This window comes from Paenibacillus sp. GP183 (assembly GCF_900104695.1).
Taxonomy (GTDB): Bacteria; Bacillota; Bacilli; order Paenibacillales; family NBRC-103111; genus Paenibacillus_AI.
Genome location: NZ_FNSW01000002.1, coordinates 128,878 through 144,502, shown reverse-complemented (window position 1 = coordinate 144,502; position 15,625 = coordinate 128,878). Strand labels below are relative to the sequence as shown.

Sequence of the window (15,625 nt, the reverse complement as noted above, 5' to 3'; positions counted from 1 at the left end):
GACGACTTGAAAAAGAAGTCGCTTGTCATAAAACTCGTATTTCTGCTTTTTGTAATCTCTATATTGCTTTGGATGAATCACCAATATTTGCATATTACTCCGCAGAACATCCGTGATTGGATTTTGTCGTTCGGATGGATGGCTCCGCCGCTGTATATTTTTTTATACACCTTTAGGCCCCTGATTTTATTTCCGGCATCACTGTTGTCGTTGACCGGGGGCCTTGCGTTCGGCGCTTTGTGGGGATCCGTATACACGATCATCGGAGCCACACTGGGGGCGTTGTTGTCGTTTCTCGTTTCACGTTATTTCGGCAAACGGCTGGTCAATAAACAATGGACAGGTAAATGGAGCAAGCTTGAAATGAAGCTGGAAGAGCATGGCTTCCTTTATACGCTTCTCATTCGCTTAATTCCTGTCGTATCGTTTGATTTTGTTAGTTATGCTGCCGGTGTGTCGAAAATACGACTACTGCCTTATTTGCTCGGAACGTTTATCGGAATCATTCCGGCAACATTTGCCTACAATTTTCTGGGATCCAGCTTTACGAAAGGATCTATATACGCTATCGTCATCGCAGCTTTGATGTTTGCCGTGGTTCTAGCCATTCCTTTCATTTTTCGAAAAAAGGTTGATCTGTTAGGTTCTCGTGAAGGGAGGCATCGGCCATGAAAAAATATCATCTTGTTGTGATCGGCGGCGGTTCCGGAGGTCTAACCGTTGCCGCCGGTGCCGCCGCCATGGGGGCGAACGTGGCATTGGTCGAAAAGCAGAGTAATCTCGGAGGAGACTGCTTGCATTATGGCTGCATCCCTTCAAAGGCGTTGATCGAATCGGCCAAGCAAGTATATTATGCGAAAAAGAGTTCGCTCGAATTCGGTTTCGATTTGCAAGGAGAAGTTGATTTTTCCGCAGTCGCAACACGGGTGAAAGCGGCAATTGAAAAAATCCAAAAACACGATAGCGCAGAACGATTTCATAAAATGGGAGTGGATGTTTATTATGGCTTTGGTCGGTTAAAAGGTAGTCATCAAGTGGAAATCAGTGACGGCCAGGTCATTCTTGGAAAACGAATCGTCATTTCAACTGGCTCCCAGCCAGTCATTCCAGACATTGAATGGATCAACGAAGTCGAATACCTAACCAACGAAACCATTTTCGATTTGAATCAACTACCGAAGACTTTAATTGTGATTGGTGCCGGTCCTGTTGGATTGGAGCTTGGACAAGCTTTTTCACGTTTGGGTTCTGGGGTGACTGTGATTCAGCATTCTCCAGCTTTGATGGAAAAAGAAGACGCTGATATGGTGCCATTCGTTAAAGCGGCTTTGGAGAAGGAAATTCAATTTCTTTTCAATGCCAAAGTTCGGCAGGTTAAAAAATTACATAATGGACGCAAAGCAGTCGTGGTGTCACAGGAGCAGAAAGAAATCCAACTGGAGGCAGATGGGATTCTGGTGGCCGCCGGCCGTAAGCCGAATACGGGCAATCTCGGTTTGGATGAAGCAGGAGTGAAAACGGAAAAGGGATATATTATTGTTAATGATAGGTTGCAGACAACAGTACCACATATTTATGCAGCCGGTGATGTACTACGAGATTTTCCGTTTACGCATGCAGCGGCTATGGAAGGCAAGATAATTGTAAGTAATGCTTTACTCGGATTACGAAGAAAAGTGAACTATGACCATGTTCCTTGGGTAACCTTTACAGACCCTGAAGTATTTCACCTTGGCCTTACAGAAAAGCAAGCGAAAGAAAAGCATGGTGATGGCATTCGTGTGCATCAGGTCACACTTGGCGAAGTGGATCGGTTCATTGCAGATCGAAACACAGTTGGTTTGGTCAAAGTCATAACCGATGCGAAAGGTCGAATTCTTGGTGCCCATGCTGCAGGAAAAAATGCAGGGGACTGGATGCAGGAAATCGTCTTCGCTAAACAGCACGGGCATAAAATCGGGGACATTTCGACCGTCATTCATCCATACCCGACGCACGCCGCTGCGCTTCAGCAGACCGCAGACCTGTACTGGCGGAGACGGTTATTTGAGGGGACAATTGGGAAAATTCTAAAAAAGTATATAGAATGGTTCCGTTGAGCGGGAGAGGTGGCCAATGAAAACATTATTGTTAATCGGCGGCGGGCACGCTCATCTTCATATCCTGAAAATGCTGCAGTCGGAACCTTTGCCGAATGTCAAGGTTGTCCTAATTTCCCCTTCAGTGTATCAATATTATTCGGGTATGATTTCCGGTTATGTGGAAAATCTTTATACATTGGATGAAATCAGGATCGATTTGCGCCGCTTGTCTCAATCAGCCAGCATACAGTTCATTCAGGACATTGCAGTCCTTGTGGATCCGGCGAAACGAATTCTGTACACGGAGCAGAGTGGAAGCTGGTCATATGACGCAATATCGCTAGACATGGGATCCGTTACAGCGCAAACCGCCACTCCTGGAGTTAAAGAACATGCAATTTTAGTCAAACCAATGGACCGTTTTGTTCATTTATTGGAGAAGCTAAAATCTGCTGAACAAATTGTAGTGGCTGGTGGGGGCTCATCCGGTATCGAATTAAGCTTGGCGATAAGAGCGAGTGGAGGCAGGAAGACGAAGCATGTATCTCTGATCAGTACAGAGGCCCTTATGCTAAATACTGGGCACCACACTTCCTTAAAATTAACCAATATCTTCAAACAAAAAGGGGTTCGGCTTTGCGTAGGCGATGCGGTCACATCCGTTTTCTCGGACCACGTTTGTTTGAAATCAGGTGCAAAACTTCAGTGCGATGAGCTAATCTGGGTCACGGGACCTGAGGCGCCCTCCCTTTTTGCAAAATCCGGTTTGAATACAGATGATCATGGATATATGAAAGTCTTCCCGACGTTGCAATCAACAGAATATACGAATGTATTTGGTGCAGGTGACTGTATTTCAATCATCGGTTATCCCGATCTGCCGAAATCAGGGGTTTATGCTGTGAAAGAAGCCCCCGTTTTATGGAGCAACTTGAAAGCGTATTTTAGGGGTATTGCTATGAAGAAATATCACCCGCAGAAAAGATCTTTGTCACTGCTTTCTACGGGTAACCGAGAGGCACTTTTTTTGTACGGCAGTATGGCTATGCACGGTAGATGGTGTTGGAAGCTTAAGCGACATATCGATAAAGCTTTTATGGACAAATATCGAGTCTAGGAATAGAGTGATTATAATGGGTTTGACAGGGATTAAAGAGATCGTCTTTGAGGAGTGCTCCATATTTAAAAACGAAAAATTGTAGCTTTGTAAGGTAGCATACAGAGCCCTGAACATAAAATTTGTTAGTATTGAATTGCAGAAAACAAAATGTTCTGGGAGGGATTCGATTTGCAGAAAAGATTGGTTTGGATTAGTGTTGCGTTTATCATTGCATTCGGAATCCTCTCGGCGGGTTGCTCGCAAATATCTAAAAAATCAAATGCAAATGAAGCGTCGAAAAGCAACAGTTCAAGCAGCTTGCTCAGCGCAAAATGGGATGATGTTTTGACTGAGGCCAAGGGTCAAAATGTTAAAATGTATATGTGGGGCGGGAGTGACTCCATTAACAAATATATCGACGAGTGGGTGGCGCCCCGACTGAAGAATGAAACCGGCGTTAACCTAAGACGCATCCCAGTAAACGATTCCAAGGATACCATTAACAAGCTGCTAGCCGACAAGCAGGCGGGGAAAAAAGACGGAAGTATCGATATTATGTGGATTAATGGAGAAAACTTTAAGACGGCGAAAGACAACTCGTTGTTGTGGGGATCTTTTGTAGGTACGCTCCCCAATATTCAGAAGTATGTCGACGTTAACGCCCCGGATATCGCAAATGATTTTGGCCTGTCGACGGATGGAAAGGAAGCACCGTGGGGGAAAGCCCAGTTTGTCTTCGTCTACGATTCGAACAAGGTGAGGAATCCGCCCAAATCGATGAACGAACTGCTTCAATGGGCAAAGCAAAACCCTGGTAAATTTACGTATCCGGCTCCTCCGGATTTCACGGGAAGCGCCTTTATTCGTCACGTTCTTTATGAACAAACGGGTGGATACGAGCAGTATACGAAATCAATTGATGCCAAAACTCTGGAAGACAAAGCTAAACCAGCATGGGCGTATTTGAATCAACTTAAACCATTTTTGTGGAGGGAAGGCAAAACCTACCCCGAAAGCTCTACCAAACTGGATCAATTGTTCGGCAGCGGCGAAGTATGGATGACAATGGGATATGACCCGGCTAATGCTTCAAATCAAATCAAAAAAGGATTTTTTCCCCAATCGACACGAACCTTTGTGCTCGAGCACGGTACGCTGTCCAACACCCACTATTTGTCTATCCCATTTAATTCTGTCCATCAAGCAGGTGCGATGGCCGCAATTAATCTGATGCTTTCCCCAGATGCCCAAATTGCCAAGATGGACTCGGCAATTTGGGGAGAAGACATGTCTCTCAACCCTAAAAAGCTGTCGGCTGAGGATCAAAAGAGGGTAGCGGTGATAGACCGAGGAGAGGCAACACTTCCTTCAGAGGTATTGGCCAGTCACCGTGTTCCTGAAATGCTTTCCCAATATGTAGACGTTCTGGACAAAGGGTGGGCTTCCAATGTGGCTAAGAAGTAAGCCGTATGTTCTTGTATTGCCCGCATGGATCGTGATTACGGTATTGTTTTTTGGCGGACTCGCTGAAGGATTGATCCAAAGTATGGGATATTTTCCTGCAGCGGGTCAATCCCGTTTTTCCTTATTTGCTTATGCTGAGCTCCTCGGTTCCGAGGAATTTTGGAGTTCATTATTGCTTACACTGCGAATATCATCTTTGTCTACCCTTACAGCCGGCGTATTGGGAGTATTTGTTGCGGTTTGCTTGTTTATGCTGAAACAAAAAGGGAATAACTTTGGGAGAAGCTTACTGGCGAAAGGATTCGAGCTTCCCTTAATCATTCCTCATCTTGTTGGCGCCTATTTGATGGTACTTCTGTTCATGCAAAGTGGCTGGTTGTCGAGAATCGGTTTCCATTTGGGGTTGATCCGAGAAATTAGTGATTTCCCAGTATGGATTAATGATCCGTTCGGATGGGGAATCGTGTTCACTTATGCTTGGAAAGAAGCGCCTTTTATTGCATTGATGGTCTATCCGGTTCTGCTGCGGATACATGGCTCCTGGTATGAAGCCGCTCAGGTGCTCGGTGCAAATTCATGGAATTTTCTGCGGGAAATCGTGATTCCGCTTCTTCTTCCGGCTTGGCTGTCTGCCTCATTTATTGTGTTTGCCTTTTCCTTCTCTGCGTTTGAGGTCCCTTTTCTGCTTGGGGTCACTTATCCCAAAATGCTTCCTGTCCTTTCGTACGAACTGTATACGAGCGGCGGGCTCGAACAGCGCCCGGAAGCGCTGGCGGTGAATGTTCTGCTGGCACTGATAACGGCAGTGTTAGGCTGGCTGGCGTACCGGATAAGTAAACGCTGGTTAACGGGGGCAAGAGAAGGGTGGTGAGGTAATGGGCAAACGGATGCATAGGGTACACTCGTTCGTTACGACAATATTAATTGTCGTCATTGTCATGCCCTTTATTCCGCTCATCTTCTCCGTTTTTTCTGCAGGATGGCGATGGCCGGAGATTTGGCCCGAATCGTTTAGCGGCCGTGCATGGGCTTATGTGTTCTCCGTAAACTCCGGAACATGGAATGCCATCGGGACGAGCGTTTTCATTGCATTACTCGTTACCCTCATTAATTTGGTTCTTGCCGTTCCGGCGGCAGATGCGCTCGCAAGAATGGATTTCAAAGGTAAACGGATCGTGGAAGGCATGTTGTATGCGCCTATGATCGTACCGTCGTTCGTTGCTGTAATGGGGCTTTATACCACTTTTATCCGACTCAATCTGACAGAAACAACTACCGGAGTAGTCCTAGCTCACCTTTCGCCAACGATGCCCTATATGATACGGGCACTTATGGTAAGCTTTGGCACGCTTGGTCTTCAGTGGGAGGATCAGGGACGTATGCTGGGGGCAGGAAAATGGCATCGGTTCCGATATATCGTATTGCCTCACATTTTACCGGGAATGGTTGCAGGAGCAAGCTTAAGCATTCTCGTTTCCATGAGCCAGTATCTAATTACGTTTCTTGTTGGTGGCGGGCAAGTGATTACGCTGCCGATTATCCTGTTTCCATTTATCAGTGGCGGCGATCCCGCCATTGGATCTACCTATACATTACTCTTTGCTGCGGTCTCGGTTATATTACTTTGGCTGATGGATATCGCTTTGCGGCGGTATTACCGCAAACAGATGACCATTCTTGTTTAATGGGAGAGGGAACCTTTGCCGAACTTACAGCTAATGAACATCGGGAAAAGTTATAAAGGGGGTATGAAGGATACTTCCCCTTTGTTTACATTGCAGCCAGTAAACCTGACCATAGAAGAAGGTGAATTTTTTGCACTGCTCGGACCTTCAGGATGCGGCAAAACCACATTGTTAAAGCTGATCGCAGGTCTGCTCCACGCCGACCAAGGAGAGATCATCTTTGGCTCTGAAAACGTCTCCGCACTGCCTGCAGAAAAAAGAGGTTTCGGCATGGTGTTTCAACAACCACTGCTGTTTCCGCACATGACCGCCCAGGAAAACGTGGCGTTCGGATTGAAAATGCAGGGGATCCGCAGGCAAGAGCGTTTGCATCAGGCAGAGCAAATCCTCGAGGGCGTCGGATTGAAAGGTTACGGGCCTCGTTACCCTTCCGCAATGAGTGGCGGTCAACTGCAGAGGGTATCGCTAGCACGGGCTATTGTGTCTACCCCGAAACTGCTGCTCATGGACGAACCATTTAGTGCACTTGATCCCGGCCTGCGAGATGAGATGAGGGAATTAGTGAAGTACATTCATAGTCAGTACAAGACGACCATTATTTTTGTCACCCATGACCGGGAGGAAGCATTTCTGTTAGCTGATCGCATGGCAGTTATGATGCAAGGAAGCATACGCCAGATCGGCAGCCCGCAGGATATTTACGAAAATCCGCAAAGTCCTGAGATTGCTTTTTTTATGGGGGCAAAAAATGTTTGGGAAGGCGAGACGAGAGATGGACATTTTATTTCCGGTGGTGTAAAAGTGAAGCTTGGTCCAACGACGGACGAACTGAACGGGCGAGGATGGCTCGTGATCCGTCCGGAAAGCGTGCATTTGTCGGAGGCCGACTTTGATTTGAGAACGGATATTGCTAAAGACAAGTATTCTCGATCGCTCCAAGGCACGGTTCAGGAGATTTCATATCGCCAAGGATTATATCATCTCAAGATAGGTTTCGATACTCAAGATCTTTTTATGATAGAGAAGCCAGGGTTTCGAACACCACCCAAACCGGGTGATGCGGTCTCAGTCCAGTTTGACATTAGACAAGCGTATTTTATTCCACACGCTGCATGAAAGGAGGGAAGAATAGATGTTGGATACGCATGCCAGGCATCTGGTGCAGCCAGCTATAGGTGCAACCGCAAATCTGTTAATTAGGCTTCGTTTTACTGTTAATCAGGTGACCTGGTTTGCTTTTTTTCTTGGTATTTCCACGGGAGTTCTTATATATATTGGTCATTCTTACTGGGCCGCTGCGATTCTCTGGATATCGGGATTCCTGGATGCCGTAGATGGTTCCATGGCCAGAATACAAAAGAAATCGACCGCTTGGGGAACATTGATGGATATTACATTTGACCGTATAGTGGAACTGTCGGTTATTATCGGATTGGCTGCGAAGTTTCCAGAAGCTAAATTTGTGCTTCTTCTTCTCACCGCTTCCATTGTGTTCTCTATGACGGTTTTTCTGACCGTGGGCGCTTTAACAGAGAAAAAGGGGATGAAATCCTTTTACTATCAGGCAGGTTTGGCTGAGCGTACGGAAGGGTTTATTCTTTTTACTTTGATGATTTTGCTGCCCCAGTGGCTTATCTGGTTGACCGTCATTTTTTTCGCCGTAGAGTTATTTACGGCCATGCAACGTATGTTGGAAGCAAGACGGATTCTATAAATAAGAACAACCTCTTTTAGTTCCTCTGCTATTCCAGGGTATGCGTTTGGGGTCTGGTAACTTGGACTCACAGCAATTCAACACCCTTATTCACACATATTGAATTACCCACCCATTTACATGGAATGAACCAAAGTTCTTGTGCCCTTCCTCTTCTGGAAAAAAGGGGTGGCCGAATGGCCAAAAGGTTTCATTCAGAATCTGATGGAAACGTCATACAGTTCCCCAAATTTGGACCTCATTTGTCCGATGGATGGAGTGGATGACCATCCGTGAAAATAATGGTTACTGCATCGCTTTCGGTGCATGAAGACAGTCTAATGCTTACTTGAAAAGGAGCTGCCGCGGCAGCTCCTTTTCACCTCACAAAATACGGGTCTTTATACATAATTTTTAAAATCAGGGGAACGACCTATACAGACCATGGTATAATTTAGAAATAAATTTGAAGTGAGGTGTATTTTTGTTAAGGATAATTTTTTCGCTAATAGTTATCTTAATACTTATTTCTGGTTGCAAATCTACAGACCATTTTCAACCTCAAGATCTGGATAAGATCAAAATTGTATTAGTTGATAAATCTGAGCAGCCAAGTGGAACAGCATATACTTTTAAACTCAGTAACAAGTCAAATTATGTAATAGTGGAAAATGAGTTGTACTTGAGCTATCCTATCACATCAAATAATGGACTCCAGCGTCAAGGCAATAAACTTAAAGTGGAGGCAACAGGGAACAAACTCAACATCTCACCCGGTAACGAACTAATGCTGAATTTTTTTGTTCCTAAAGAGGACTACCAAGGTAATCAGAACTTAGATCCTAATCACCCTGATTTAGAATTTAAGGGGTACTTAGGAACACTGACAGACTCTAATCATTTCTATAAGTCCGGAGGACTAGATTACTTTAGTAAAACCTTGTAATAAGACAACTCCACAAAAGATCGAATTTTGCACATTTGTGCCTTGTATTACAACCACATAAAAATGAGGTCGACCAGAAAGATCTGGTGACCTCATAATACGATCGGGCAGGATAGTGAAATAAAATGACGAATATTGATCTTTAATTATTTTATAGCTCAAGGAGGGGATTGATATAAATGACAGATTGGCCTGTTTGGGCAACAGAGCCGGTCGAAATAAAGGATTACAATCCTAACTGGAAAGAAAAAGGACTGACACTAAAAAAGGAACTTTATCAAATTCGCCGTAAAACCCCTTGCTTTAGCCATGGGGATATAAGGCACTTTGCTCTGCATCCCTTTAGGGATGTTAAGAGCAAATTCTTAAATTCTCTCTATAAAACATGTTAGATAAACTATATTAAACTAACTATTTGTGGTACAATTTACTGTAGGTGATGACATTGAGTAGAAAAGCAGAAAGTAATCATAATATCGTTTTTGATTGTAAATATCATGTTGTTTTTTGTCCTAAGTATCGAAAAAAGGTACTCAAAGAACCAATTGATACAAGGCTAAAAAGTTTGTTTTTAGAGAAGTCTAAAGCGTTAAACACAGAAATCGTTGAAATGGAAATCATGCCCGATCATGTTCATTTGCTCATCAAATGCGATCCACAGTTTGGAATCCACAAAGTAGTGAAACATTTGAAAGGGTACACGTCAAGAGTGCTAAGACTAGAGTTTAGCCATCTAAAAAGTAGACTCCCTTCCCTATGGACAAACTCGTATTTTGTTGCAACCGTAGGTACAGTTCAACTGGATGTAATCAAAAAATATATTGAAAGCCAAAAAGAACGAGGTGAATAGTATTGCTTGTTGCCTACAAATACCGAATATACCCAACAAAAGAGCAAAAACAGCAGATACAATTTACTCTTAAACGCTGCCGTTTGTTGTATAACCGGTTACTAGAGGAACGTATTCTTGCCTACAAACAAGAAGGGAAAACACCGAACTACTACGATCAAGCAAACACGTTCAACGAGCGTAAACAACACATTCCGGCATTAAAGCAAGTGCATTCGCAAGTGTTACAGGATGTTGCGAAACGATTGGATAAGGCGTATCAAGCATTTTTTAGACGAGTGAAGCAAGCCAAGACTCCAGGGTTCCCACGTTTCAAACCACAATCGAGGTACGATTCGTTTACCTATCCGCAAGGCGGGTACACAATCCATGGCAATAAAATAAAGCTATCCAAGATCGGTGAAGTGAAAATAAAACTACATCGAGAACTGCAAGGCAAGATGAAAACCTGTTCCATCCTTGTCAAAAACGGAAAATACTATGCTTGTTTTTCGTGTGAAGTTGAAGCCAAACCTTTGCCTATAACAAACATGAAGGTTGGTATCGACTTAGGACTCAAACACCTTGCAATACCATCTGAAGGAGAACCGATAGAATCACCCAAATATCTTCGTCTAAGTGAACAACGATTGAAACATCTACAACGTGCCGTATCCAAAAAGAAAAAAGGTTCGAATCGTAGAAGCAAAGCTGTACATCAATTGGCGAAATTGCATGAGCATGTAGCCAATCAGCGAAAAGATCATGCGCACAAAGTTTCTCGTAAACTCGTAAACCAGTACCAATTGATTGCTTTTGAAGATTTAAACGTATTAGGGTTGGTTAAGAACCATCATCTTGCAAAAAGCATTGTCGATGCAGGATGGCAGCAACTCGTACAATTCGTGATGTACAAGGCTGAAAGTGCCGGTCGTCAAGTCGTGCAAGTGAATCCAAACAACACATCTCAACAATGCTCCAACTGTGGTGAAATCGTCAAAAAAACACTATCCGAACGAACGCATCAATGTTCTTGCGGATACGTTGCAGATCGGGACGTAAATGCGGCGATTAACATACTAAACCTAGCTTTGAAAAACGTATCGTAACCTAAAAAAGACTAGGCTTGGATAGAGCCTCCAAGGAGGGGAAAGGTTACGATCCCCGATGATCTGAGAAGCCCCTGCCTTTAGGCATGGGAGCATGTCACGTGCCTCATGAATTAGACAATAAACCGTGGAGAAGATTTTTTGTGAAAGTTAAAGACGATAAACGAGTCGCTCACTTACACCTTATACGAGCAGGAGAGGAACGTTGGGAGAAACAACTTTTGTTTCGGGACCGCTTAAGGGGAAATCCCCATTTATTGGACGAATACAAAAATCTAAAACTTAAGCTGGCACAAGAGTTTATGCATGATCGGGAAGCATATACAGAGGCGAAATCGGCATTCATTAAGCGTGTTCTCGAGCAATAAGATCGAAGCGTTTACTAAGCTCCCATGAAAATTAAAATGCTTTAAATGTTAAAAAAGAGCAAATTAAAGCAGACCCAGGAAAACACTTTTTAAAATTTAAAAAAAGGCTGAGCCTCTGATTGATCCTTATAGACTTGGGTGGTATTTAAGCAACTTTCTTCTTAGATGAAGGTAAGGCTGGTGCAAAAACCAAAATAGGATTAATCTACCATGAGTGCTTCCCGAAAGGGAGCGACATTCTGTGATGCACCGTGGTCGTTGGAGTCAGACAAACGGATGGGCTCTATGGCACCATAGTTGATCGACCTTCCTCACCCAGCCGTAGTAGCAGTATTGACCGCTTTTATCCATTTTCATCCTCTGTGGTGCAGCGCTGTTCTTGCGCTGTATGAATGACTAACGGATAATGGGGTTTACACCTGTTAATTTGACCAATACTTCACGAGATATAACTTGAATTATTGCGCAAACGAAGCACGCAGAACCTATGCAATTGTTCAGGTGACTTAGGATACCTCAACACACGACACTCATTCTACGAGCGTTAACATAAAAAGTACCTCAAAAGGCCTAGCTAAATTCGCAGCGACTTCCCCGACACGCTCGATAGCTTCCATCGCTTTCTCTGTTTTGGAGTTAAACTTTAAGTACTCTAAGCCATCATTGCTGATCAAAAATGATTCATATCCCTGAAACTTAAAGGATATCTGATCATAATTAGGAAAACTATGCTCATCTTTAGTGACTGGAGCACTAGAGAATAAATACTCCTTGTTTAACAAATTGACGATTGCATTATATGCAGGATTTGGCTTGCTTGGATAGAGAAAATAAACCCTTGGTATCGCAACTCCATGAGCTGCACAATGTAAGAACAAATACATGAACTCTTCTACGCTTAAATTGGAAATGTTTTCGTCAAACAGGTTCATCGGGCTTAAACTATCTGTATGTTTCATTATCTACGCTCCTTACAATCAAAACATATTCATTTCCACAACCATTATAGAATTGGATTTTACGTCTTCACTTATTACGGATTACCTACATTAACGAACAACTAAGCATCCATGGATTCTTTTTCTTTTTGTTACCCAGCCCATATAATGGATTATTTTGACCCAGGGTTTTCTTTGAACTTTCAAACTTTAAAATTTCTCCCTCGGATTCTTGTTCTTATCAGTCAAATGTATTGGCCAGTATCTGGGATGAGGATTAAGCTCAATTGTTTTTTAAAATTTTGCAAGTATTTCAATGCTTAACAATGGGCGTCTAATTTCTGATTCCTCATAATCCATTTCTTTTGGTTGATGATGATGACCAACTTCGTTAAGTAATGAATGAGCAAACCAATCTTCATTATTTCCCCTATATTTAGTTAGTGGCTATTATTTTCAAGCAGTTCGCTAGCAGCAGGGGGTACAAGAGAACTGCTGTATGTCCTGAGCATTCTTTCTATTTTTCACGAATGGGTGCTTTAGTTGAGATTAGTTGCCAATTCAGGCTGTTTTTTCTTTTTTTTAAGTCACAATTGCTAAAATTAACAATCTTGTTTTTTTTGAGGTTCTGGTGTAACGATATGGGGGCTATTTATTTATAGATGCTCTACCTCCACCGATACAACATGATCAATGCGTTTAATAAAATAATAGATCTCGCTTGTAAATTGTTTCTCAGGTGCGGCTAGAATTAATTCGACTTGTTGGAAGCTTGAATCCAAATCTTTAATTTTCAAATGTCTAATATCCATTACCTTTTGATTGTGTTCTATTCCTGTTTGCTTCTTACCCTCAATGGTTTTGATCAGATCGGTTAGTTTGTAATTGGCTTCCATGACAATTTTTACGGATACATCCCGCTGTCTTAATTTGACCGGACCCAACCGTTTAATCGCATGAGGAAATACATTAACGGCTAGTAAAAGAAGACCCGCTACGTACAACGCTTCTAAATAAAAGCCTGCGCCAACTGCGATACCGAGACCGGAAGCGGCCCAGATCATGGCTGCAGAAGTAAGCCCAGAAATCACATCATTGTTTCTTCTCAAAATAATTCCGGCGCCTAAGAAACCCACTCCGCTTACAATTTGTGCTGCTAAACGCATGGGATCCCGGTTGTTAAGCCCAAGGACAGCAAACTTCGTTACCGATTCTATAGATATGATCGTAATTAAACAACAAGCAACACAAATTACAATGGTCGTATTAATATCCAGTTGTTTGTGTTTGAGTTGCCGGTCTATACCGATAAGCAATCCTAAAAACAGGGCATAGGTTAGTTTAATGTAAAGTTCAAAATTCAAGGGCATCACCTCTACTATATTATGTCAATATTTCCCTGTTTTTATAAGCGAATACTTAATTAGGTTCCGGTACACTGGTGTTGAATGGATCAAAAAATATTTAGGGTTAGTGGGATTTCTGCTTTGAACACTCCACAAACTTTAGCAACTTATCAAATTCGCCGTAAAACCCCTTGCTTTAGCCATGGGGATATAAGGCAATTTGCTCTGCATCCCTTTAGGGATGTTAAGAGCAAAATTCTTAAATTCTCTCTTTAAAACATGTTAGATAAACTACATTAAACTAACTATTTGTGGTACAATTTACTGTAGGTGATGACATTGAGTAGAAAAGCAGAAAGTAATCATAATATCGTTTTTGATTGTAAATATCATGTTGTTTTTTGTCCTAAGTATCGAAAAAAGGTACTCAAAGAACCAATTGATACAAGGCTAAAAAGTTTGTTTTTAGAGAAGTCTAAAGCGTTAAACACAGAAATCGTTGAAATGGAAATTATGCCCGATCATGTTCATTTGCTCATCAAATGCGATCCACAGTTTGGAATCCACAAAGTAGTGAAACATTTGAAAGGGTACACGTCAAGAGTGCTAAGACTAGAGTTTAGCCATCTAAAAAGTAGACTCCCTTCCCTATGGACAAACTCGTATTTTGTTGCAACCGTAGGTACAGTTCAACGGGATGTAATCAAAAAATATATTGAAAGCCAAAAAGAACGAGGTGAATAGTATTGCTTGTTGCCTACAAATACCGAATATACCCAACAAAAGAGCAAAAACAGCAGATACAATTTACTCTTGAACGCTGCCGTTTGTTGTATAACCGGTTACTAGAGGAACGTATTCTTGCCTACAAACAAGAAGGGAAAACACCGAACTACTACGATCAAGCAAACACGTTCAACGAGCGTAAACAACACATTCCGGCATTAAAGCAAGTGCATTCGCAAGTGTTACAGGATGTTGCGAAACGATTGGATAAGGCGTATCAAGCATTTTTTAGACGAGTGAAGCAAGCCGAGACTCCAGGGTTCCCACGTTTCAAACCACAATCAAGGTACGATTCGTTTACCTATCCGCAAGGCGGGTACACAATCCATGGCAATAAAATAAAGCTATCCAAGATCGGTGAAGTGAAAATAAAACTACATCGAGAACTGCAAGGCAAGATGAAAACCTGTTCCATCCTTGTCAAAAACGGAAAATACTATGCTTGTTTTTCGTGTGAAGTTGAAGCCAAACCTTTGCCTATAACAAACATGAAGGTTGGTATAGACTTAGGACTCAAACACCTTGCAATACCATCTGAAGGAGAACCGATAGAATCACCCAAATATCTTCGTCTAAGTGAACAACGATTGAAACATCTACAACGTGCCGTATCCAAAAAGAAAAAAGGTTCGAAACGTAGAAGCAAAGCTGTACATCAATTGGCGAAATTGCATGAGCATGTAGCCAATCAGCGAAAAGATCATGCGCACAAAGTTTCTCGTAAACTCGTAAACCAGTACCAATTGATTGCTTTTGAAGATTTAAACGTATTAGGGTTGGTTAAGAACCATCATCTTGCAAAAAGCATTGTTGATGCAGGATGGCAGCAACTCGTACAATTCGTGATGTACAAGGCTGAAAGTGCCGGTCGTCAAGTCGTGCAAGTGAATCCATACAACACATCTCAACAATGCTCCAACTGTGGTGAAATCGTCAAAAAAACACTATCCGAACGAACGCATCAATGTTCTTGCGGATATGTTGCAGATCGGGACGTAAATGCGGCGATTAACATACTAAACCTAGCTTTGAAAAACGTATCGTAACCTAAAAAAGACTAGGCTTGGATAGAGCCTCCAAGGAGGGGAAAGGTTACGATCCCCGATGATCTGAGAAGCCCCTGCCTTTAGGCATGGGAGCATGTCACATGGGGAAATTAGAACATCATAAAAAAGGACTTCGTGAGTTGATGGAACAACCAACTAAACGGGCAGATTAGTTGAAGAAGGAATGGGTGAAGAATTGCCGAATAATGTTAGGAAATACCTGATTTAAAGGAGA

At 42.7% G+C, this 15,625-nt stretch carries 16 protein-coding genes and 1 pseudogene; 15 read left to right on the top strand and 2 right to left on the bottom strand.

Annotated elements, in window-relative coordinates:
• Window positions 1-6 precede the first annotated feature (6 nt).
• The 13 genes and pseudogenes from BLV33_RS27265 to BLV33_RS27205 all read left to right on the top strand — a co-directional run.
• The gene (locus tag BLV33_RS27265; RefSeq protein WP_090799453.1) at window positions 7-672 is read left to right on the top strand and encodes a TVP38/TMEM64 family protein; all 666 of its coding nucleotides are present in this window, start codon (window positions 7-9) and stop codon (window positions 670-672) included.
• Window positions 669-2,099 (top strand): dihydrolipoyl dehydrogenase family protein, encoded by a 1,431-nt coding sequence (locus tag BLV33_RS27260; RefSeq protein WP_090799451.1) that lies wholly within the window; start codon window positions 669-671, stop codon window positions 2,097-2,099. Before BLV33_RS27265 ends, BLV33_RS27260 begins: the two co-directional genes overlap by 4 nt.
• A 16-nt stretch (window positions 2,100-2,115) precedes the next feature.
• Complete coding sequence (locus BLV33_RS27255) at window positions 2,116-3,198, top strand: FAD-dependent oxidoreductase (protein ID WP_090799450.1); 1,083 nt, start codon at window positions 2,116-2,118, stop codon at window positions 3,196-3,198.
• Between the two features lie 171 nt (window positions 3,199-3,369).
• The gene (locus BLV33_RS27250; protein ID WP_253187281.1) at window positions 3,370-4,644 is read left to right on the top strand and encodes an ABC transporter substrate-binding protein; all 1,275 of its coding nucleotides are present in this window, start codon (window positions 3,370-3,372) and stop codon (window positions 4,642-4,644) included.
• Entirely contained in the window at window positions 4,628-5,515 is an 888-nt protein-coding gene (locus tag BLV33_RS27245; protein ID WP_090799447.1) for an ABC transporter permease, read from the top strand. Before BLV33_RS27250 ends, BLV33_RS27245 begins: the two co-directional genes overlap by 17 nt.
• A gap of 4 nt (window positions 5,516-5,519) precedes the next feature.
• The gene (locus BLV33_RS27240) at window positions 5,520-6,329 is read left to right on the top strand and encodes an ABC transporter permease (protein ID WP_090799445.1); all 810 of its coding nucleotides are present in this window, start codon (window positions 5,520-5,522) and stop codon (window positions 6,327-6,329) included.
• 15 nt (window positions 6,330-6,344) lie between these two features.
• Window positions 6,345-7,445 (top strand): ABC transporter ATP-binding protein, encoded by a 1,101-nt coding sequence (locus tag BLV33_RS27235; RefSeq protein WP_090799444.1) that lies wholly within the window; start codon window positions 6,345-6,347, stop codon window positions 7,443-7,445.
• A gap of 16 nt (window positions 7,446-7,461) precedes the next feature.
• On the top strand, window positions 7,462-8,043 hold the full coding sequence (locus BLV33_RS27230; RefSeq protein WP_090799443.1) for a CDP-alcohol phosphatidyltransferase family protein: 582 nt from the start codon (window positions 7,462-7,464) through the stop codon (window positions 8,041-8,043).
• A 463-nt stretch (window positions 8,044-8,506) separates the two neighbouring features.
• Window positions 8,507-8,968, top strand: a complete 462-nt coding sequence (locus tag BLV33_RS27225) for a hypothetical protein (protein WP_090799441.1) — start codon at window positions 8,507-8,509, stop codon at window positions 8,966-8,968.
• A gap of 179 nt (window positions 8,969-9,147) precedes the next feature.
• A complete protein-coding gene (locus BLV33_RS27220) occupies window positions 9,148-9,360 on the top strand; it encodes a hypothetical protein (protein WP_090799440.1) in 213 nt (70 codons plus the stop codon).
• A 47-nt stretch (window positions 9,361-9,407) separates the two neighbouring features.
• Window positions 9,408-9,818 carry an IS200/IS605 family transposase gene (gene tnpA / locus BLV33_RS27215; RefSeq protein ID WP_139305868.1) on the top strand — a complete coding sequence of 137 codons (411 nt, stop codon included), beginning with the start codon at window positions 9,408-9,410 and terminating at the stop codon, window positions 9,816-9,818.
• 2 nt (window positions 9,819-9,820) lie between these two features.
• Window positions 9,821-10,906, top strand: a complete 1,086-nt coding sequence (locus BLV33_RS27210) for an RNA-guided endonuclease InsQ/TnpB family protein (RefSeq protein WP_090799436.1) — start codon at window positions 9,821-9,823, stop codon at window positions 10,904-10,906.
• A gap of 98 nt (window positions 10,907-11,004) precedes the next feature.
• Window positions 11,005-11,274 (top strand): annotated as a pseudogene (locus BLV33_RS27205) (GrpB family protein); the annotation flags it as partial.
• Between the two features lie 530 nt (window positions 11,275-11,804).
• Here the strand turns inward: BLV33_RS27205 and BLV33_RS27200 are convergent.
• Window positions 11,805-12,233 (bottom strand): hypothetical protein, encoded by a 429-nt coding sequence (locus BLV33_RS27200; protein WP_090799433.1) that lies wholly within the window; start codon window positions 12,231-12,233, stop codon window positions 11,805-11,807.
• A 635-nt stretch (window positions 12,234-12,868) separates the two neighbouring features.
• On the bottom strand, window positions 12,869-13,576 hold the full coding sequence (locus tag BLV33_RS27195; protein WP_139305853.1) for an MgtC/SapB family protein: 708 nt from the start codon (window positions 13,574-13,576) through the stop codon (window positions 12,869-12,871).
• 315 nt (window positions 13,577-13,891) lie between these two features.
• On the opposite strand from BLV33_RS27195, the gene tnpA (BLV33_RS27190) reads away from it, so the two are divergent.
• Together tnpA (BLV33_RS27190) and BLV33_RS27185 are read left to right on the top strand one after the other, a co-directional pair.
• Window positions 13,892-14,302 (top strand): IS200/IS605 family transposase, encoded by a 411-nt coding sequence (gene tnpA, locus BLV33_RS27190; RefSeq protein ID WP_139305867.1) that lies wholly within the window; start codon window positions 13,892-13,894, stop codon window positions 14,300-14,302.
• 2 nt (window positions 14,303-14,304) lie between these two features.
• Window positions 14,305-15,390, top strand: a complete 1,086-nt coding sequence (locus tag BLV33_RS27185) for an RNA-guided endonuclease InsQ/TnpB family protein (protein ID WP_090799429.1) — start codon at window positions 14,305-14,307, stop codon at window positions 15,388-15,390.
• Window positions 15,391-15,625: the final 235 nt, after the last annotated feature.